Origin of the sequence: Burkholderia sp. MSMB1826, assembly GCF_001526325.1 — a bacterium.
Classification (GTDB): Bacteria; Pseudomonadota; Gammaproteobacteria; order Burkholderiales; family Burkholderiaceae; genus Burkholderia.
The window spans coordinates 23,243-39,175 of the sequence record NZ_LOYN01000047.1 but is presented as its reverse complement, the minus strand read 5'-3'; the positions used below and the strand labels follow the sequence as shown (position 1 = coordinate 39,175).

The following is a 15,933-nucleotide window of genomic DNA, read 5'->3' as shown; positions in this document are numbered from 1 at the left end:
GCGGAGGAACACGCGCGATGACGCCCGAACAAGTGATGACGCTCGCGCATCAGGCGATGATGGTCGGCCTGCTGCTCGCGGCCCCGCTGCTGCTGGTCGCGCTCGCGGTCGGCCTCGTCGTGAGCCTGTTCCAGGCCGCGACGCAGATCAACGAAGCGACGCTGTCGTTCATCCCGAAGCTGCTCGCGGTCGCCGCGACACTCGTGATCGCCGGCCCGTGGATGCTGACGACGATGCTCGACTACCTGCGGCAGACGCTGCTGCACGTCGCGACGCTCGGCGTCGGCTGAGCCGCGCACAGCGCCGGCGGCGATGTTCTCGGTTACCTACGCGCAGCTCAACGGCTGGCTCACGGCGTTCCTGTGGCCGTTCGTGCGGATGCTCGCGCTCGTCGCGACGGCGCCCGTCGTCGGCCACGCGGCGGTGCCGGTGCGCGCGAAGATCGGCCTGGCCGCGTTCATGGCGCTGGTCGTCGCGCCGACGCTCGGCGCGATGCCGGACGTCACCGTGTTCTCCGCGCCGGGGATCTGGATCCTCGTCACGCAATTCCTGATCGGCGTCGCGATGGGCTTCACGATGCAGCTCGTGTTCGCGGCCGTCGAGGCGGCCGGCGACTTCATCGGGCTGTCGATGGGCCTCGGCTTCGCGACCTTCTTCGATCCGCACACGAGCGGCGCCACACCGGCGATGGGCCGCTTCCTGAACGCGGTCGCGATGCTCGCGTTCCTCGCGGTGGACGGCCACCTGCAGGTGTTCGCGGCGCTCGCCGCGTCGTTCCAGTCGCTGCCGGTGTCGGGCGACCTGCTGCACGCGCCGGGCTGGCGCACGCTCGCCGCGTTCGGCGCGACCGTGGTCGAGATGGGGCTGCTGCTCGCGCTGCCGGTGGTCGCGGCGCTGCTGATCGCGAACCTCGCGCTCGGCATCCTGAACCGCGCGGCGCCGCAGATCGGCGTGTTCCAGGTCGGCTTTCCGGTGACGATGCTCGTCGGGCTGTTGCTCGTGCAACTGATGGTGCCGAACCTCGTGCCGTTCGTGTCGCACCTGTTCGACATGGGGCTGGATGCGATGGGGCGGGTGTTGATCGGCTGGCGCTGACGGGCGAGTCATTCATCCCGAGGTATCGGCGCCGCCTCGACCGAGGCATTCGCGTCAGACGAGGATACTTGCCAGCGTGTTGCGGGCGGCATGTGCGGTGGCGACGACCAAAAAGGGACGGCCACCGGGGTAATCACGCAGCACGAAGACCGTTGCGAAAATCAGCCCGCCCCATAAAGCAACCGCCACGTACAGGATGCTGTAGCCGTGCGTTGCACCGAACGCAAGAGTCGAAGCACCGATCGCAGACCAAACATTCCCTCCGAATGTGCGGCGAATCAACCGAATGGGAAGCCACTGGAAAAGAAATGTTTCCACTATCGGTGCAGCGAGCGAACCAACAAACAGGCGGGTCAATAGGTCGTACTTCACTATTTCAGGCAGCGCACCGGAGGAAGGGCCGAATGGAAGTCCGAAGATAAATTGGCCACTCCAGACAAAAAGGCCGGCGACGTATGTGAGAGCGCAAGCCAGAAGGGCGGAAACGAGTACCGGGCTATGCGAGATAGTGCGAATCACGCTGTTATCAGGGCAGTCTTTCATAGCGATTCATCTTGTCCAGAAGGCGAACCGACCAGACCAGATTACGAGAAGTCAGAGTCGGCACGGCGTGCAACGCAATGCATCCTCGTCGACCAGCGCTTTTGTCGCGATGTCATGCTTCCAGAGTTGGTCCGGGCGCAATGGATGATTCTCTTTGTGCTTGCCAAAGCGTAATGCCGAGAAATCAGCGTAGATAGTCCTGTCGCGATTCCAACCTGCGTCTCGATCCGGCTTGAGGGCGCTCTTCGAGCATTCGCATCGGATTCGTGGAAAACCCCTAAAGGAACCGCCACCCCGCGAAAGGTTGCCGAAGGTTTCACGTCCCTATACTCGGTTCAACGATGCAAGAAGCATCGCGCCACACCAAAAACGAACGGAGACAACCCGATGCGACCCATCCTGCGCACCCTCGCCGTTGCAGCCACCCTCACCTGCGCGCTCGCCGCCCACCCCGCTTTCGCCGACGACGACGGCAAGATCACGATCATGGTCGGCGGGATCGCGAAGATGATCTACCTGCCCGCGCGGCTCACGCAGGAACTCGGCTACTTCAAGGCCGAGGGGCTCGACGTCGAGCTGCTGTCGCAGCCGGCCGGCGTCGACGCCGAGAACGAGCTGCTCGCGGGCGCCGTGCAGGGCGTCGTCGGCTTCTACGACCACACGATCGACCTGCAGAGCAAGGGCAAGGACGTGAAGGCGATCGCCGTGTTCGGCCAGGTGCCGGGCGAAGTCGAGATGGTGTCGACCAAGGCCGCGCCGACCTTCAAGTCGATGGCCGACGCGAAGGGCAAGACGCTCGGCGTGACGGGCCTCGGCTCGTCGACCAGCTTCCTCACGCAATTCCTCGCGCTGCAGCACGGCATCCCGTCCACGCAGTACACGATGTTGCCGGTCGGCGCCGACGCGAGCTTCATCGCCGCGATCAAGCAGGGCCGGATCGACGCCGGCATGACGACCGAGCCGACCGTGTCCGCGCTCGAGAAGATGGGCGATGCGAAGGTGCTGGTCGACCTGCGCACGCTCGAAGGCACGCGCGCCGCGCTCGGCGGCACCTACCCGGCCGCGAGCCTGTACGTGCAGTCGGCGTGGGCCGATTCGCACAAGGCGCAGGCGACCAAGCTCGCGCACGCGTTCGCGAAGACGATGCAGTTCATCCACACGCACAGCGCCGAGGACATCGCCGCGAAGATGCCGGCCGACTACCAGAAGGACAAGGTGCTGTACGTGAACGCGCTGAAGGCGTCGCTGCCGATGTTCACGGCCGACGCGAAGATGCCGGCCGACGGCCCGGCGACCGTGCTGAAGGTGCTGTCGGCGTTCAACCCGTCGGTGAAGGGCAAGCACATCGACCTGACGCGCACCTACACGAACGAGTTCGTGAGCGCGAAGTAAGCAGCGACGCCGGCGGCGGCGATCCCGCCGCCGTGCGTTCCCCGTTCCGGCCCGGTCGACCGGCCCGGCGCCGCCATGCTGCGACGCCCTCTTCACCCGCAGGACGAACGCGATGAATCAGGCAGTCTCCCCGAGCACACCGGCGATCGAGTTTCGCAATGTGTCGTGCCGCTTCATTTCGCCAGAAGGCAAGGCCACCGTCGCGCTGCGCGACTTCAGCATGAGCGTCGCGCGCGGCGAATTCATCGCGATCGTCGGCCCGACCGGCTGCGGCAAGTCGACGACGCTGAACCTGATCACCGGGCTGCTCAAGCCCGTGTCGGGCGAGGTGCGCGTGATGGGCCGCCCGGTCGACGGAATCGACCCGCGCATCGGCTTCGTGTTCCAGGCTGACGCCGTGTTTCCGTGGCGCAACGTGATCGACAACGTCGCGGCAGGCCCGCTGTTTCGCGGCCGCTCGAAGGACGTCGCGTACGCGCAGGCCGAGGAGTGGATCCGCAAGGTCGGCCTCGACAAGTTCACGAAGCACTACCCGCACCAGCTCTCGGGCGGGATGAGAAAGCGCGTCGCGCTCGCGCAGACCTTCATCAACCAGCCCGAAATCCTGCTGATGGACGAGCCGTTTTCCGCGCTCGACATGCAGACGCGCACGCTGATGCAGGACGAGTTGCTGCAGCTATGGTCCGCGAACAAGGGCTCGGTCGTGTTCGTCACGCACGACCTCGAGGAAGCGATCGCGCTCGCCGACCGCGTGTTCGTGCTGACCGCGCGACCCGCGACGCTCAAGCGCGTGGTCGAGATCGACCTGCCGCGTCCGCGCGTCATGTCGGACGTGCGCTACGACGCGCGCTTCATCGAAATTTCCAGGAACATCTGGCACGACCTGCGCGAAGAAGTGCAGATCGGCTGAAAGCAAAGGACAGGAGCATGACCGACATGACGCTTCCCACCACCGCCATTGCGGCGACCACGCTCGAGGACGACGAGCGCGCCGCGCAACGCCGGCTGCGCCGCCGGCGCAACCTGATCGTCACGCTGCGGATCGCCGTACTCGTGTTCGTGCTGGGCGGGTGGGAACTCGCCGCACGGCTGAAGTGGATCGACCCGTTCTTCTTCTCGATGCCGTCGCTGATCTTCGCGCAGATCCAGGACTGGTTCGTGAACGGCACGTCGCAGGGCCCGCTGCTCACGCAGGTGTGGGTCACGCTCGAGGAAACCGCGATCGGCTTCCTGATCGGCTCGGTCGCCGGCGTGATCTGCGGGATCGTGCTCGGCCGCAACAAGCTGATGGCCGACGTGTTCGGCCTGTACATCCAGATCGCGAACTCGATTCCGCGCGTCGTGCTCGGCTCGGTGTTCGTGATCGCACTCGGCCTCGGGATGGCGTCGAAGATCGCGCTGGCCGTCGTGATGGTGTTCTTCGTGGTGTTCGGCAACGCGTTCCAGGGCGTGCGCGAAGCCGATCGCTACCTGATCGCGAACGCGCAGATCCTCGGCGCGTCGCGCCGGCAGATCACCACGTCGGTCGTGATCCCGTCCGCGCTGAGCTGGATTCTCGCGAGCCTGCACGTGAGCTTCGGCTTCGCGCTGGTCGGCGCGGTGGTCGGCGAATTCCTGGGTTCCAAGCAAGGGATCGGGCTGTTAATCTCCACCGCCCAAGGCGCGTTCAACGCGAGCGGCGTGTTCGCGGCGATGATCGTGCTGGCCGTGGTCGCGCTGGCCGCCGACTATCTGCTGACGCGCATCGAGAAGCGGCTGCTGAAGTGGCGCCCCGCGGCGTTCTGAACGCCGCGGAGCGACGCCTGACATGACACACGCGACCGCGCCGGCGACCCCGGCGCGGTTCGGCATTTCGGAGAAGGAGCGCAACAGGATGGCGCACAGCCTGCGCGGACGGCTGCTGTGGTGGCTGCTGCTGCCGCTCGCGGTGTTCGTGCTGATCGCGGGCGCGATGTCGTACGACACCGCGCGGACCACGGCCGGGCTCGTGCAGGACAGCGCGCTCGTTGCGTCCGCACGTACGATCGGCGAGGACGTCGAATGGCGCAACGGGCGCCCGGCGGCCGACGTGCCGCCGGCCGCGCTGGAGATTTTCGAATCGCCGTCGGGCGACTCGGTGTTCTACAAGGTGATCGACGGCCACGACCGCCTGCTCGCCGGCAATCCGGTGCTCGACCTGCCCGCGCGGCACGGCATCGAGCCGACGCTGTACGACACGTCGCTCGACGGCGTGCCGCTGCGCGCGGTGGCCTACGACCGCCAGCTGTACGACGAGGGGCAGGTCGAGACGGTCACGGTGGTCGTCGCGAAGACGACGCGTTCGTACGGCGCGATGGTCGCGACGATCTGGCGGCCGCAGCTCGTGCGCTTGTCGCTGATGCTGGTGCTCGCGGTGGTGCTCGTCTACCTCGGCCTCACGCTGGAGCTGCGCCCGCTGATGAAATTGAAGGACGACGTGGCCGATCGCGGGCCGATGGAACTGGAGCCGATCCGCCCCGAGCGGCTCCAGCACGAACTGCGCCCGATCGTCGACGCGATCAACCAGTGCATCGCGCGGCTCAACACGCATACGGCCACGCAGCGCCGCTTCATCGCGGATGCCGCGCACCAGTTGCGCACGCCGATCGCGGTGCTCGACACGCAGATCCAGTACGCGCAGCGGCGCGGGCACGACGATGCGGAACTCGCGGCGGTGCTCGACAGCATGCAGCGCAGCAGCCGCAAGATGGCCGACGTGACCGACAAGCTGTTGCTGCTCGCGCATGCGGAAGCGACGCCGTCGACGCTCCTGACCCATCGCGTCGATCTCGCGGCCGTGGTGTCGAGCGTGCTGGAAGAGACGATCGTGCTCGCGCAGCGGCGCGACATCGACCTCGGCGCCGATCTCGGCGAGCGGCTCGACGTCGCGGGCAGCGATAGCCTGCTGACCGCGCTGGTGATGAACCTCGTCGACAACGCGGTGCGCTACACGCAGCCGGGCGGCTGCGTGACGGTCTGCGCGCGGCGCGACGGCGATGCGGTCGTGCTCGACGTGGTCGACGACGGCCCCGGCATCCCGGCCGAAGCACGGCCGCACGTATTCAAGCGGTTCTACCGCGTGTCGGCCGATACCGAGGGCTCGGGCCTCGGGCTCGCGATCGTCCGCGAGATCGCGCAGGCGCACGGCGGCAGCGCGTCGCTCGCGCCGGGCCCCGGCAATCGCGGTATCGTCGTCACCGTGCGGCTGCCCGCTTTCGATTGAAGAGAACGCCGTCATGAAACTCCTGCTGGTCGAAGACAACGCCGAACTCGCGCACTGGATCGTGAACCTGCTGCGCGGCGAGGATTTCGCGGTCGACAGCGTCGGCGACGGCGAGCGCGCCGACATGGTGCTGAAGACCGAACGCTACGACGCGGTGCTGCTCGACATGCGGCTGCCCGGCATCAGCGGCAAGGAAGTGCTCGCGCGGCTGCGGCGCCGCAACGACAACGTGCCGGTGCTGATGCTGACCGCGCACGGCTCGGTCGACGACAAGGTCGACTGTTTCGGCGCGGGCGCCGACGATTACGTCGTGAAGCCGTTCGAGTCGCGCGAGCTGGTGGCGCGGATTCGCGCGCTGATCCGCCGGCAGGCCGGCGTCGGCACGACGCAGCTCGTGTGCGGCGATCTCGTCTATGCATTCGGCACGCGCGAATTCCGCTGCGGCGACGCCGTGCTCGCGCTGCGGCGCCGCGAGCACGCGATCCTCGAAACGCTGATGCTGCAGCAGAACAAGACGGTCTCGAAGGCGCGGCTGATGGACAGCGTGTTCGCGCTCGACGACGAACCGAGCGCCGACGCGATCGACATCTACATTCACCGGCTGCGCAAGCATCTCGCGCTCAGCACGGCCGAGATCATCACGCTGCGCGGGCTCGGTTACATCCTGCGCATGAAGAGCGCGCACGATTGACGCGCCTCGCTTCCGCACGCGCTCATATCGATTCGTAGCACGAATCGTTGTCCAGATCGGTCGAGCGTCGGGCGGCGTCGCTTCCGCACGCCTTCCCGATCCGGGATGATTGCGCGTTCGGTGTTTTCACCGATCCGATTCTTGCGTCGGGGAAAGCGTCGTGAAGGATTGCACCCTCTACGATGTTACGCGTCGGCCCTCTCGCTGTGGCCGGCAAGAGTCGGCATACATTACGTACTGCCAACGACCGGATTTCAATACGGCAGCTCGGAGGAGACGATCTTGAAACGAAAAACCCTGGCCCTTTCCATCGCGGCGGCAGGCCTGTGCACCGGCCACGCGCATGCGCAGTCGAGCGTGCAGCTCTACGGCCTGATGGACCTGAGCTTTCCGACCTACCGGACCCACGCCGACGCGAACGGCAAGCACGTGATCGGCATGGGCAACGAAGGCGAGCCGTGGTTCAGCGGCAGCCGGTGGGGCCTGCGAGGCGCCGAAGACATCGGCGGCGGCACGAAGATCATCTTCCGCCTCGAAAGCGAATTCGTGGTCGCGAACGGCCAGATGGAGGACGAAGGCCAGATCTTCGACCGCGACGCGTGGGTCGGCGTCGAGGACGAGCGCTTCGGCAAGCTGACGGCCGGCTTCCAGAACACGATCGCGCGCGACGCGGCGGCGATCTACGGCGACCCGTACGGCTCCGCCAGGCTGTCGACCGAGGAAGGCGGCTGGACCAACTCGAACAACTTCAAGCAGATGATCTTCTACGCGGCCGGCCCGACCGGCACGCGCTACAACAACGGCATCGCGTGGAAGAAGCTGTTCGCCAACGGCATCTTCGCGAGCGCCGGCTACCAGTTCAGCAACTCGACGCAGTTCGCGACCGGCTCCGCGTACCAGCTCGCGCTCGGCTACAACGGCGGCCCGTTCAACGTGTCGGGCTTCTACAGCCACGTGAACCACGGCGGCTTCCGGAACCAGACGTTCTCGGTCGGCGGCAACTACACGTTCGACATCGTGCGCCTGAATGCCGGCTACTTCCGCTACAACGGCGACCAGGGCGCGCTCGGCCAGCGCCACGACGATGCGTGGACGGTGTCGATGAAGATCGCGCCGAAGGGCGCGCTCGACTACGAGCTCGGCTACCAGCAGATGCGCATCAATAACGCCGCGAACAACGCGGACGGCTTCACGCCGAACGCGAACCTCGGCGCATTCAGCCTGACCAACGGCGTCGCCAACGGCTTCAAGGAGACGATCTACGGGTCGGTGTTCTATCACCTGAGCAAGCGCACCGAGGTGTACCTGGCCGGCGACTACATGAAGCTGCATGGCGGCTACACGGCGGCGTCGACGTTCGGCGCGAAGAACCAGCTCGAACTGACGTCGGGCATCCGGACGCGCTTCTGACCGGCGTTTCGCCCGGGCGGGGCCATCGTGCTCCGCCCGTCTCTCTTTCGGGAATCTCCATGCGGGCACGGCCGGCGCACTGCGCCGACCGTGCTTTTTTTCGTCCTGCCGCGACAAGCTGCGGGCGGGTCGCGATCGTCGTTGCACAGGCGCGCGGTTCACTGCGCCGTTGCGCGCCGACCGGCGCCAAAATGGACGTAATACGATATCTCGCCGTCATGCGTTGCTGAAGAATTCAGCGTTTTCCAGACGCGACGCCCGTCGTGTCACGGCGGCCCGACGGCCGTCAGGTACTGACGCACATGATATCGACACGATGTTTCCGGCGAATCGCCGTTTTGGGCTGGCTGGCCGCCGCTTGGCCGGCGCACGCGGCCGACTTGCTCGACGCGGTCAATGCGGCGAGGGGATTCGACTCGGGCATCGCCGCGGCGCGCGAAGCACGGCTCGCCGGCCGCGAGAAGCGGTGGCAGGGGCTGGCAGGCCTGCTGCCGCGCGCGCAGATCGACGGCAACTACACGAAGCAGGATCAGCCGACGGCGACGTATGCGGCCGCGGTGCGTCGCCACAGTGCATCGGCGACGATCACGCAGCCGATCTTCGATATGGCGCGTATCGCCGACTTCAAACGGGGCGGCGCACTCGCCGACCAGGCCGACATCGAGTACGAAAAGGCCCGGCAGACCCTCATCACGGACGTCTCCAACGCGTATTTCGACGTGCTGTATGCACGCGAGGTACTGCAGGCGGCCGATTCCGCTCGGCAGGCGTTCCAGCGGCAGTTCGACCAGGCTCAGGCCGCGCTGCGCATCGGCGACGGCACGCGGACCGACGTCGACGAGGCGCGCGCGAATCTCGATGACGCGCTCGCGCGCAAGGTCGGCGCGCAAACGGATCTGGAAATCGCGAGCGGCACGCTGCGCCGGCTGACGGGGCTGCCCGCGGACGACATCGCGCCGATCGCATGGCAGTGCGTGCCGCCCGCGGCGCCCGTCGATCTGTCGACCGCGATGGACGAAGCCGCGCGCGACAGCGTCGACGTGCGCCTGGCCGAAAAGCAGCTCGAGCAGTCGCGCGCCGACATCGTTGCCGCGACCGGCGCGAATCTGCCCGTCGTGAACCTGCAGGCGAGCTACGGCACCAACTGGAGCCGCGGCGCCGACGAGAACGTGCTGGACAACATCTTCGGCACGACGTCGAAAACCCGTTCGTCGGTGATCGGCGTGACGATCACGATTCCGCTGTTCGCCGGCGGCGGCCCGCTGTCGGCGAGCCGTGAAGCCTATCGCCGCCGCAACCAGGCGCGCGACGCGCTCGAGGATGCACGCCGCAAGGCGCGCGAACGCGCGCGCAGCGCGTATCTCGGCATCACCAACGGCCTCGCGCTGATCCGCGCGCAGGAGCGCGCGCTCGCGTCGGCCGACAGCAAGGTGAAATCGACGCGCCTCGGCCGTGAAGTCGGGCTGCGCACGCAGATCGACGAGCTGAATGCGCAGCAGCGCTACTTCGAGGCGATCCGCGATCTTGCCGACACGCGCTACCGCTACCTGCGCGCGCGGCTCCAGCTGTCCGCCGCCATCGGTACGCTCGGCGACCACGACGTGGCCGCCCTCTCGTGCGCAGCGCCGGGTTCGCCATGACGCGCCGCGCGCCTGTCCCGTCCCTTTTCCGCGAAGACTCATGACCGACTCCCTGTTCCGCCAGGAAGCGCTCGATGCGACCAAGCACAAGCTGATGGGCACCGTTGCGCTGTATTCGCCGCCCTATCGATGGCTGACGATCGGCATCGTGTCGGCGCTCACGCTCGCGATCGTCGTGTTCCTCACGTTCGGCACCTATACGAAGCGTGAACGGGTCGTCGGCCAGTTGCTGCCCGCGAAAGGGTTGCTGACCGTGGCGCCGCCGCTCGCGGGAACCGTGATCGACACGCGCGTGCGCGAAGGGCAAACGGTCGCCGCGGGCGCGGAGCTGATGGCCGTATCGGGCGAGATCGCGACACAGCTCGGCGCGACGCGCGAGATGGTCGCGCGGCAATTGAAATTCCAGCGCGAACGGCTGCAGACCGATCTCGCCGGGCAGACGCAGTTGAGCGACGAGGCGCGGCGCGGCCTGCGCGTGCAGGCGGCAGCGCTGAACGACCAGCTTGCGCAGATCGCACAGCAGAAGATCCAGCGCACGCGCCAGGCGGAACTGTCGCGTCGGCAGCTCGACAAGCTGCAGGCGATGCGCGAGGAAGGCTACTTGTCGAACAGCCAGGTGGAACAGCAGGAAGGCGTGTTGCTCGACGCGCAGACGCGCCTTCAGGATCTCGCGCGCCAGCGGCTCGACGTCGACCAGCAACTCGACCGGATTCGTCAGCAGCTGCGCGAACTGCCGCTCAACACGCGCAACCGGCAGAACGACATCGAGCGCAAGCTCGCGGAGCTCGACCAATCGATCGCCGAAAACGAGGCGCGTCGCGCGGTGATCCTGCGCGCGCCGCAGGCGAGCGTCGTCGCGGCGCTGCTCGCGAAGCCGGGGCAGCTCGTCGGCGCCGGGCAGACGGTCGTGTCGCTGCTGCCGCAAGGCGCGCAGCTCGAAGCGCAACTGATGGTGCCGAGCCGCGCCATCGGCTTCGTGCGCGCCGGCGCGCGCGTCGTGCTGCGCTACGAGGCGTACCCGTTTCAAAAGTTCGGGCAGCAGTTCGGGCGCGTGACCGAGGTGTCGCGCACCGCGCTCACGCCGCAGGAGGTCGCGAACCTGACCGGCCGGACGAACGTGCCCGAGCAGCTTTATCGGGTCGTCGTCGCGCTCGACCGGCAGGACATCCTCGCATACGGCAAACCGGAAGCGCTGCGTCCGGGCATGGCGCTGGAAGCCGACGTGCTGATCGACCGGCGGCGGCTGATCGAGTGGGTGCTCGAACCGCTGTACGCGCTCGGCCGGCGCGCATCGTCGTGATCGCGCCTGCGTGCATGCATACGTCATGGAGCCAATAAAACGATGAAATGGATGGACGCGTTGCAGTTCGGCTGGCGTCGCCGGCTGCCGGTCATGTTGCAGACACAGGCGGCCGAATGCGGGCTCGTCTGCGTGGGCATGGTGGCGAGCTATTTCGGCCACGATCTCGACCTCGTCAGCCTGCGCCGCCGTTTCAGCCCGTCGCTGAAGGGCGCCACGCTCGGCGACGTCATGCTGATCGCCCATCGGCTGGGTCTCGCCTCCCGTGCGCTCCGACTCGAGCTCGACGAGCTCGGCCGGCTGCGGCGCCCGTGCCTGCTGCATTGGGACATGAACCATTTCGTCGTGCTGAAGTCGGTGTCGCGCGGCAAGATCACGATTCACGATCCGGCGCGCGGCCGCTGCGACGTGCCGATGTCGGAGGTGTCCGCTCATTTCACCGGAGTGGCGCTGGAACTGCTGCCGTCGCCGTCGTTCAAGCGCGCGCAAGCGCGCGAATCGATCTCGATGACGCGGCTGATCGGCAACGTGACCGGCATTCGCACGACGCTGGTCCAGGTCTTGCTGCTGTCGGCCGCGCTCGAGGTATTCGGCATCGTCACGCCGTTCTACATGCAGTGGGTGATGGATCAGGTGCTGGTGTCGGCCGACGCCGATCTGCTGACCCTGCTCGGAATCGGCTTCCTGCTCGTCGTGCTGTTCCAGAACGCCGTGTCCGCGCTGCGCTCGTGGGTCGTCACGTGGTTCTCGAGCCTGCTCGGCGTGCAATGGACCGCGAACGTCTGCTCGCATCTGTTCCGGCTGCCGCTCGCGTACTTCGAGCAGCGGCACATCGGCGACGTCGTATCGCGCTTCGGTTCGATCGGCACGATCCAGAGCACGCTGACCACCCAGTTCATCGGCGCGCTGCTCGACGGCGTGATGGCCGTCGTCACGCTCGGCATGCTGTTCGTCTACAGCCCCGTGCTGACATGGCTCGTGCTCGGGCTGTTCGCCGCCTACGGCCTGATTCGCTGGGTATCGTACCGACCGTTCCGGCAAGCGAACGAGGAACACATCGTCTACGCGGCGCGCGCGCAGTCGAACCTGCTCGAATCGATCCGCGGCGTGCAGGCGGTCAAGCTCGCGAACCAGCAGGACGCGCGCGTCGCGGCCTACGCGAACGCGATCGTCGAGACCACCAACAAGAACGTGGCGATCCAGCGCCTGTCGATCGGCTTCTCGACGCTGCAAGGCGTGATCTCCGGCGCCGGCCGCGTGGTGCTCGTGTGGCTCGCGGCGAAGCACGTACTCGACGGGCAGTTCTCGGCCGGCATGCTCGTCGCGTACGTGAGCTTCGCCGACCAGTTCATGTCGCGCGGCGCGGCGCTGATCGGCACGATCATCGATTTCCGGATGCTGCGCCTGCACGGCGAGCGCCTCGCCGACATCGTGCTGACCGATGTCGAGGGCGACATGGAGGCGAAGATCGCGCATGCCTCGAGGGCAACGGACGATGCCGGCCCGCCGGCGATCGACGTGCGCGGCGTGAGCTTCCGCTACGGGGAAACCGAACCGTGGGTGCTCGAGAACTGTTCGTTTTCGGTGGCGCCCGGCGAATCGATCGCGCTCGTCGGCCCGTCGGGCCACGGCAAGACGACGATGGCGAAGCTGATGCTCGGCCTGCTTGCGCCCGAGCAGGGCAGCGTGTGCATCGGCGGCGTCGACATCCGCAAATTCGGCCTGCAGCCGTATCGCGACCTGATCGGCTGCGTGATGCAGGACGACATCCTGTTCGCCGGTTCGATCGCCGACAACATCTGCTTCTTCGATCCGCAGCCGGACCACGCGCGCGTCGAGGAAGTCGCGCGGCTCGCGCAGATCCACGACGACATCGTCGCGATGCCGATGGGTTACCAGAGTCTCGTCGGCGACATGGGCTCGTCGCTGTCGGGCGGCCAGTGCCAGCGCGTGCTGCTCGCACGCGCGTTCTACCGGAAGCCGGCGATCCTGGTGCTCGACGAGGCGACGAGCCATCTCGACGTCGAGCGCGAACGCCTGATCAACGACGCGGTGCGGGCGATGAACGTGACGCGGATCATCATCGCGCATCGGCCGGAAACCATTCGCAGCGCGGACCGGATCGTCGAGCTCGTGCAGGGCCGCGCGCGGGCGCTGGAGTGCGGCGCACTGGCCGTATGACGGTGCGGTGACCACGGAATCCTCGTCGCGCGATGCGCGGCGGGCCGGCCGACGCCGATCCGGCCATCACGATCGGCAACACGTAACTGCAAGGAGAACGTCAATGCGTGAATTGACGATGATGGAAATCAACGAAGTGAGCGGCGGGGGTGTCATGAGCCGGCTCGGTGCGTCGGTGCTGGGCGGGATGGCCGGCATCATCAGCGGCACGGCCAAGGGCGCCGTGGTCGGTGGCGCACAGGGCGGGCTGCTCGGCGTGGGCCTCGTCAGCGGAGCGGCGGGCATGGTCGTCGGCGCCGTGTATGGCGTCGTCAGCGGCGCGGTCTACGGGCTGGTCAACGATGCTCCGCAGACACTCAAGGTCTTCAATACGCTGATGGAGAACGTCTTCGACTGGCTGGCGCCGACGCCGAAGTGATCGGCCGTGCTCGGGATTCGACGTTCCGAGCGCGTGTCGGCATCCGCAGCTCCGCGTCACGCACGACGGCGCGGCATCCAACATGTACACCTTCAATCGAACGGTAAATCATGCGTATCTTGAACGACGTGGAATGCAGGGCCGTCTCGGGCGGCCTGTCGACCAGCACGGTGCTGGACTGGATCAACAATCTGGTGCGGCCGAGCAAGCCTTCCGAACCCTGGGTCAATCCGTTTCCGGCCGACAATCAACAGATCGGCGCGGTGGAGGCAATCGGGAAATTCGTCGCCGCCGTCGGCATTGCGGTTGCGGTCACCGGCTGGTCGCTGATCCGCAACGGCGGGCGGTAAGCGTCCCATCGGAACGGGACCTCGCATCGATGCAGTCATTCGTCATCCTATATTTTCGGGATTGCGCAGGGCCATGATCGAGATTTATGGACGAATTGCGATGGCGAAATTTAGCCATTCAGAGTGAAATCGAGTCGGTTCGTTCACAGCAGCACGAATCGAGTTTTCAATCAGTCATTCAAAAGGAAGTCAAACGATGATCAAGCAACTTAGCGTAGCTGCCGCAACGGTGGCCACGATCGCCTTGGCGCCGACCGCCGCGCACGCGTACGACGGTACCGTGACCTTCACGGGTTCGCTGTCCGGCGCGACCTGCACGGTCAAGGTCAACGGCGCGAACCAGAACGGCACCGTGCAATTGCCGAGCGTGGGCGCGAGTTCGCTGGCGTCGAAGGGCGCGACGACCGGCGCGACGAATTTCACGATCGCGCTCAGCGACTGCACGAACGCGGACGGCAAATCGGTTCGCGCATTCTTCGAAGCCGGCCCCACCGTGAACACCAACGACGGCACGCTGGCCAACCGCGCGAACGTCAATGCGGCAACGAACGTCGCGGTGCAACTGCTCGACATCGACGGCAAGGCATTGAAGGCCGGCGACATCAGCCAGCGCAACGGCGGCTCGGTGGCGCTCACGAACAACAGCGCCACACTCGTCTACGGTGCGCAGTACTACGCGACGGCCGCTGCAACCGCCGGTAGCGTGAACACGTCGGTCACCTATTCGATCGACTACCTCTAAGCGTCAGTCCGTCGGGCGGGCGGCGTATCGTATCCGTCCGCCCGACGCTTCGTATCGACCAGTCGCGCCATGCGCGCTTCTCGTCCGGCCGCGCATCGTCACGAAGCGCCGTATGCCGGCGCTTGCGGCCCATCGCATCACATGATGACCCGATTCTTATCCCTTCTGTCCCGTCGGCTCATGCCGTGCCTCTGCGCGATGCTCGCGTGCATGACGCAGCAAGCGGCGGCGAGCGTCGTCATTTCCGGTACGCGCGTGATCTATCCCGCGGGCGACCGTGAAATTACCGTCAAGATCGACAACAACGGAACACTGCCCTCGCTCGTGCAGGCCTGGCTCGACGACGGGGACGTGCACTCGCGCCCCGGCACCGCCACGGTGCCGTTCGTGATGATGCCGCCGATTTCCCGGATCGATCCCGGCAAAGGCCAGACCCTGCGGATCGTCTATACCGGCGATCCGCTCCCGCAGGATCGCGAATCGGTGTTCTGGCTCAATGTGCTGGACATTCCACCGAAAGTCGACGAGTCGAGTACGACGACGGCGCTACAGCTTGCGTTTCGTACGCGTATCAAGCTGTTTTTCCGGCCGGTCGGCCTCGATGCGGACGGCGCCGTCGCCGCGGCGAAGCAGTTGAAATGGTCGGTGGTACCCGCGCCGGGCGGCGACGGGCATGCGTTGCGCGCAACGAATGCGTCGCCGTTCAACGTCACCGTGTTGTCGGCGCGCGTCGCCCACGGCGGCCGCACGTACGGGACCGTCGACGGTGCGATGGTGGCGCCCGGGCAATCGCACGTTTTCCCGCTGGACGCCCCGTTGCCGGCGCTGCCCGGTCGGACGAAGCTCGATTATTCGACGATCAACGACTTCGGCGCTGGCGTCGAATGGCAGTCGTCGATCGACGATACGCCGTAGCGCCGCCCGCTCCCC

16 protein-coding genes are annotated in these 15,933 nt (G+C 66.6%); 15 read left to right on the top strand and 1 reads right to left on the bottom strand.

Annotated elements, in window-relative coordinates; all coding sequences use genetic code 11:
• Positions 1-17 precede the first annotated feature (17 nt).
• Together fliQ and fliR are read left to right on the top strand one after the other, a co-directional pair.
• Positions 18-290, top strand: a complete 273-nt coding sequence (gene fliQ / locus WS95_RS26770) for a flagellar biosynthesis protein FliQ (protein WP_006491272.1) — start codon at positions 18-20, stop codon at positions 288-290.
• Between the two features lie 22 nt (positions 291-312).
• Positions 313-1,095, top strand: a complete 783-nt coding sequence (gene fliR / locus WS95_RS26765) for a flagellar biosynthetic protein FliR (RefSeq protein ID WP_059827066.1) — start codon at positions 313-315, stop codon at positions 1,093-1,095.
• A gap of 54 nt (positions 1,096-1,149) precedes the next feature.
• On the opposite strand, the gene WS95_RS26760 is transcribed toward fliR, so the two are convergent.
• On the bottom strand, positions 1,150-1,638 hold the full coding sequence (locus tag WS95_RS26760) for a CPBP family intramembrane glutamic endopeptidase (RefSeq protein ID WP_034209693.1): 489 nt from the start codon (positions 1,636-1,638) through the stop codon (positions 1,150-1,152).
• 387 nt (positions 1,639-2,025) lie between these two features.
• On the opposite strand from WS95_RS26760, the gene WS95_RS26755 reads away from it, so the two are divergent.
• From WS95_RS26755 to WS95_RS26695, 13 genes are all read left to right on the top strand, one after another.
• Positions 2,026-3,030 carry an ABC transporter substrate-binding protein gene (locus WS95_RS26755; protein WP_034209694.1) on the top strand — a complete coding sequence of 335 codons (1,005 nt, stop codon included), beginning with the start codon at positions 2,026-2,028 and terminating at the stop codon, positions 3,028-3,030.
• A 112-nt stretch (positions 3,031-3,142) separates the two neighbouring features.
• Positions 3,143-3,940 carry an ABC transporter ATP-binding protein gene (locus WS95_RS26750; protein WP_059780449.1) on the top strand — a complete coding sequence of 266 codons (798 nt, stop codon included), beginning with the start codon at positions 3,143-3,145 and terminating at the stop codon, positions 3,938-3,940.
• Positions 3,941-3,966: 26 nt separating this feature from the next.
• On the top strand, positions 3,967-4,815 hold the full coding sequence (locus tag WS95_RS26745; RefSeq protein ID WP_034209866.1) for an ABC transporter permease: 849 nt from the start codon (positions 3,967-3,969) through the stop codon (positions 4,813-4,815).
• Between the two features lie 88 nt (positions 4,816-4,903).
• A complete protein-coding gene (locus WS95_RS26740; RefSeq protein WP_059780450.1) occupies positions 4,904-6,271 on the top strand; it encodes a sensor histidine kinase in 1,368 nt (455 codons plus the stop codon).
• A 13-nt stretch (positions 6,272-6,284) separates the two neighbouring features.
• Positions 6,285-6,962, top strand: a complete 678-nt coding sequence (locus WS95_RS26735) for a response regulator (protein WP_059827064.1) — start codon at positions 6,285-6,287, stop codon at positions 6,960-6,962.
• 282 nt (positions 6,963-7,244) lie between these two features.
• Positions 7,245-8,372: a porin gene (locus WS95_RS26730; RefSeq protein WP_059827063.1), complete on the top strand. Its 1,128-nt coding sequence runs from the start codon at positions 7,245-7,247 to the stop codon at positions 8,370-8,372.
• A gap of 338 nt (positions 8,373-8,710) precedes the next feature.
• Entirely contained in the window at positions 8,711-10,012 is a 1,302-nt protein-coding gene (locus WS95_RS26725) for a TolC family outer membrane protein (protein ID WP_257139953.1), read from the top strand.
• Between the two features lie 40 nt (positions 10,013-10,052).
• Positions 10,053-11,312 (top strand): HlyD family secretion protein, encoded by a 1,260-nt coding sequence (locus WS95_RS26720; RefSeq protein WP_059827061.1) that lies wholly within the window; start codon positions 10,053-10,055, stop codon positions 11,310-11,312.
• Positions 11,313-11,354: 42 nt separating this feature from the next.
• Complete coding sequence (locus WS95_RS26715) at positions 11,355-13,493, top strand: peptidase domain-containing ABC transporter (protein WP_059827059.1); 2,139 nt, start codon at positions 11,355-11,357, stop codon at positions 13,491-13,493.
• A 103-nt stretch (positions 13,494-13,596) separates the two neighbouring features.
• Complete coding sequence (locus tag WS95_RS26710) at positions 13,597-13,911, top strand: hypothetical protein (RefSeq protein WP_059827057.1); 315 nt, start codon at positions 13,597-13,599, stop codon at positions 13,909-13,911.
• Positions 13,912-14,021: 110 nt separating this feature from the next.
• A complete protein-coding gene (locus tag WS95_RS26705; RefSeq protein WP_034209702.1) occupies positions 14,022-14,261 on the top strand; it encodes a hypothetical protein in 240 nt (79 codons plus the stop codon).
• A gap of 196 nt (positions 14,262-14,457) precedes the next feature.
• A complete protein-coding gene (locus WS95_RS26700; RefSeq protein WP_034209703.1) occupies positions 14,458-15,003 on the top strand; it encodes a fimbrial protein in 546 nt (181 codons plus the stop codon).
• Between the two features lie 210 nt (positions 15,004-15,213).
• The gene (locus WS95_RS26695) at positions 15,214-15,918 is read left to right on the top strand and encodes a fimbria/pilus periplasmic chaperone (RefSeq protein ID WP_257127807.1); all 705 of its coding nucleotides are present in this window, start codon (positions 15,214-15,216) and stop codon (positions 15,916-15,918) included.
• Positions 15,919-15,933: the final 15 nt, after the last annotated feature.

Bases quoted from the DNA above. Each gene is read 5' to 3' on its own strand.
- fliQ (WP_006491272.1), top strand. From the start codon at position 18: ATGACGCCCGAACAAGTGATGACGCTCGCGCATCAGGCGATGATGGTC.
- fliR (WP_059827066.1), top strand. From the start codon at position 313: ATGTTCTCGGTTACCTACGCGCAGCTCAACGGCTGGCTCACGGCGTTC.
- WS95_RS26760 (WP_034209693.1), bottom strand. From the start codon at position 1,638: ATGAAAGACTGCCCTGATAACAGCGTGATTCGCACTATCTCGCATAGC.
- WS95_RS26755 (WP_034209694.1), top strand. From the start codon at position 2,026: ATGCGACCCATCCTGCGCACCCTCGCCGTTGCAGCCACCCTCACCTGC.
- WS95_RS26750 (WP_059780449.1), top strand. From the start codon at position 3,143: ATGAATCAGGCAGTCTCCCCGAGCACACCGGCGATCGAGTTTCGCAAT.
- WS95_RS26745 (WP_034209866.1), top strand. From the start codon at position 3,967: ATGACGCTTCCCACCACCGCCATTGCGGCGACCACGCTCGAGGACGAC.
- WS95_RS26740 (WP_059780450.1), top strand. From the start codon at position 4,904: ATGGCGCACAGCCTGCGCGGACGGCTGCTGTGGTGGCTGCTGCTGCCG.
- WS95_RS26735 (WP_059827064.1), top strand. From the start codon at position 6,285: ATGAAACTCCTGCTGGTCGAAGACAACGCCGAACTCGCGCACTGGATC.
- WS95_RS26720 (WP_059827061.1), top strand. From the start codon at position 10,053: ATGACCGACTCCCTGTTCCGCCAGGAAGCGCTCGATGCGACCAAGCAC.
- WS95_RS26715 (WP_059827059.1), top strand. From the start codon at position 11,355: ATGAAATGGATGGACGCGTTGCAGTTCGGCTGGCGTCGCCGGCTGCCG.
- WS95_RS26710 (WP_059827057.1), top strand. From the start codon at position 13,597: ATGCGTGAATTGACGATGATGGAAATCAACGAAGTGAGCGGCGGGGGT.
- WS95_RS26705 (WP_034209702.1), top strand. From the start codon at position 14,022: ATGCGTATCTTGAACGACGTGGAATGCAGGGCCGTCTCGGGCGGCCTG.
- WS95_RS26700 (WP_034209703.1), top strand. From the start codon at position 14,458: ATGATCAAGCAACTTAGCGTAGCTGCCGCAACGGTGGCCACGATCGCC.
- WS95_RS26695 (WP_257127807.1), top strand. From the start codon at position 15,214: ATGACGCAGCAAGCGGCGGCGAGCGTCGTCATTTCCGGTACGCGCGTG.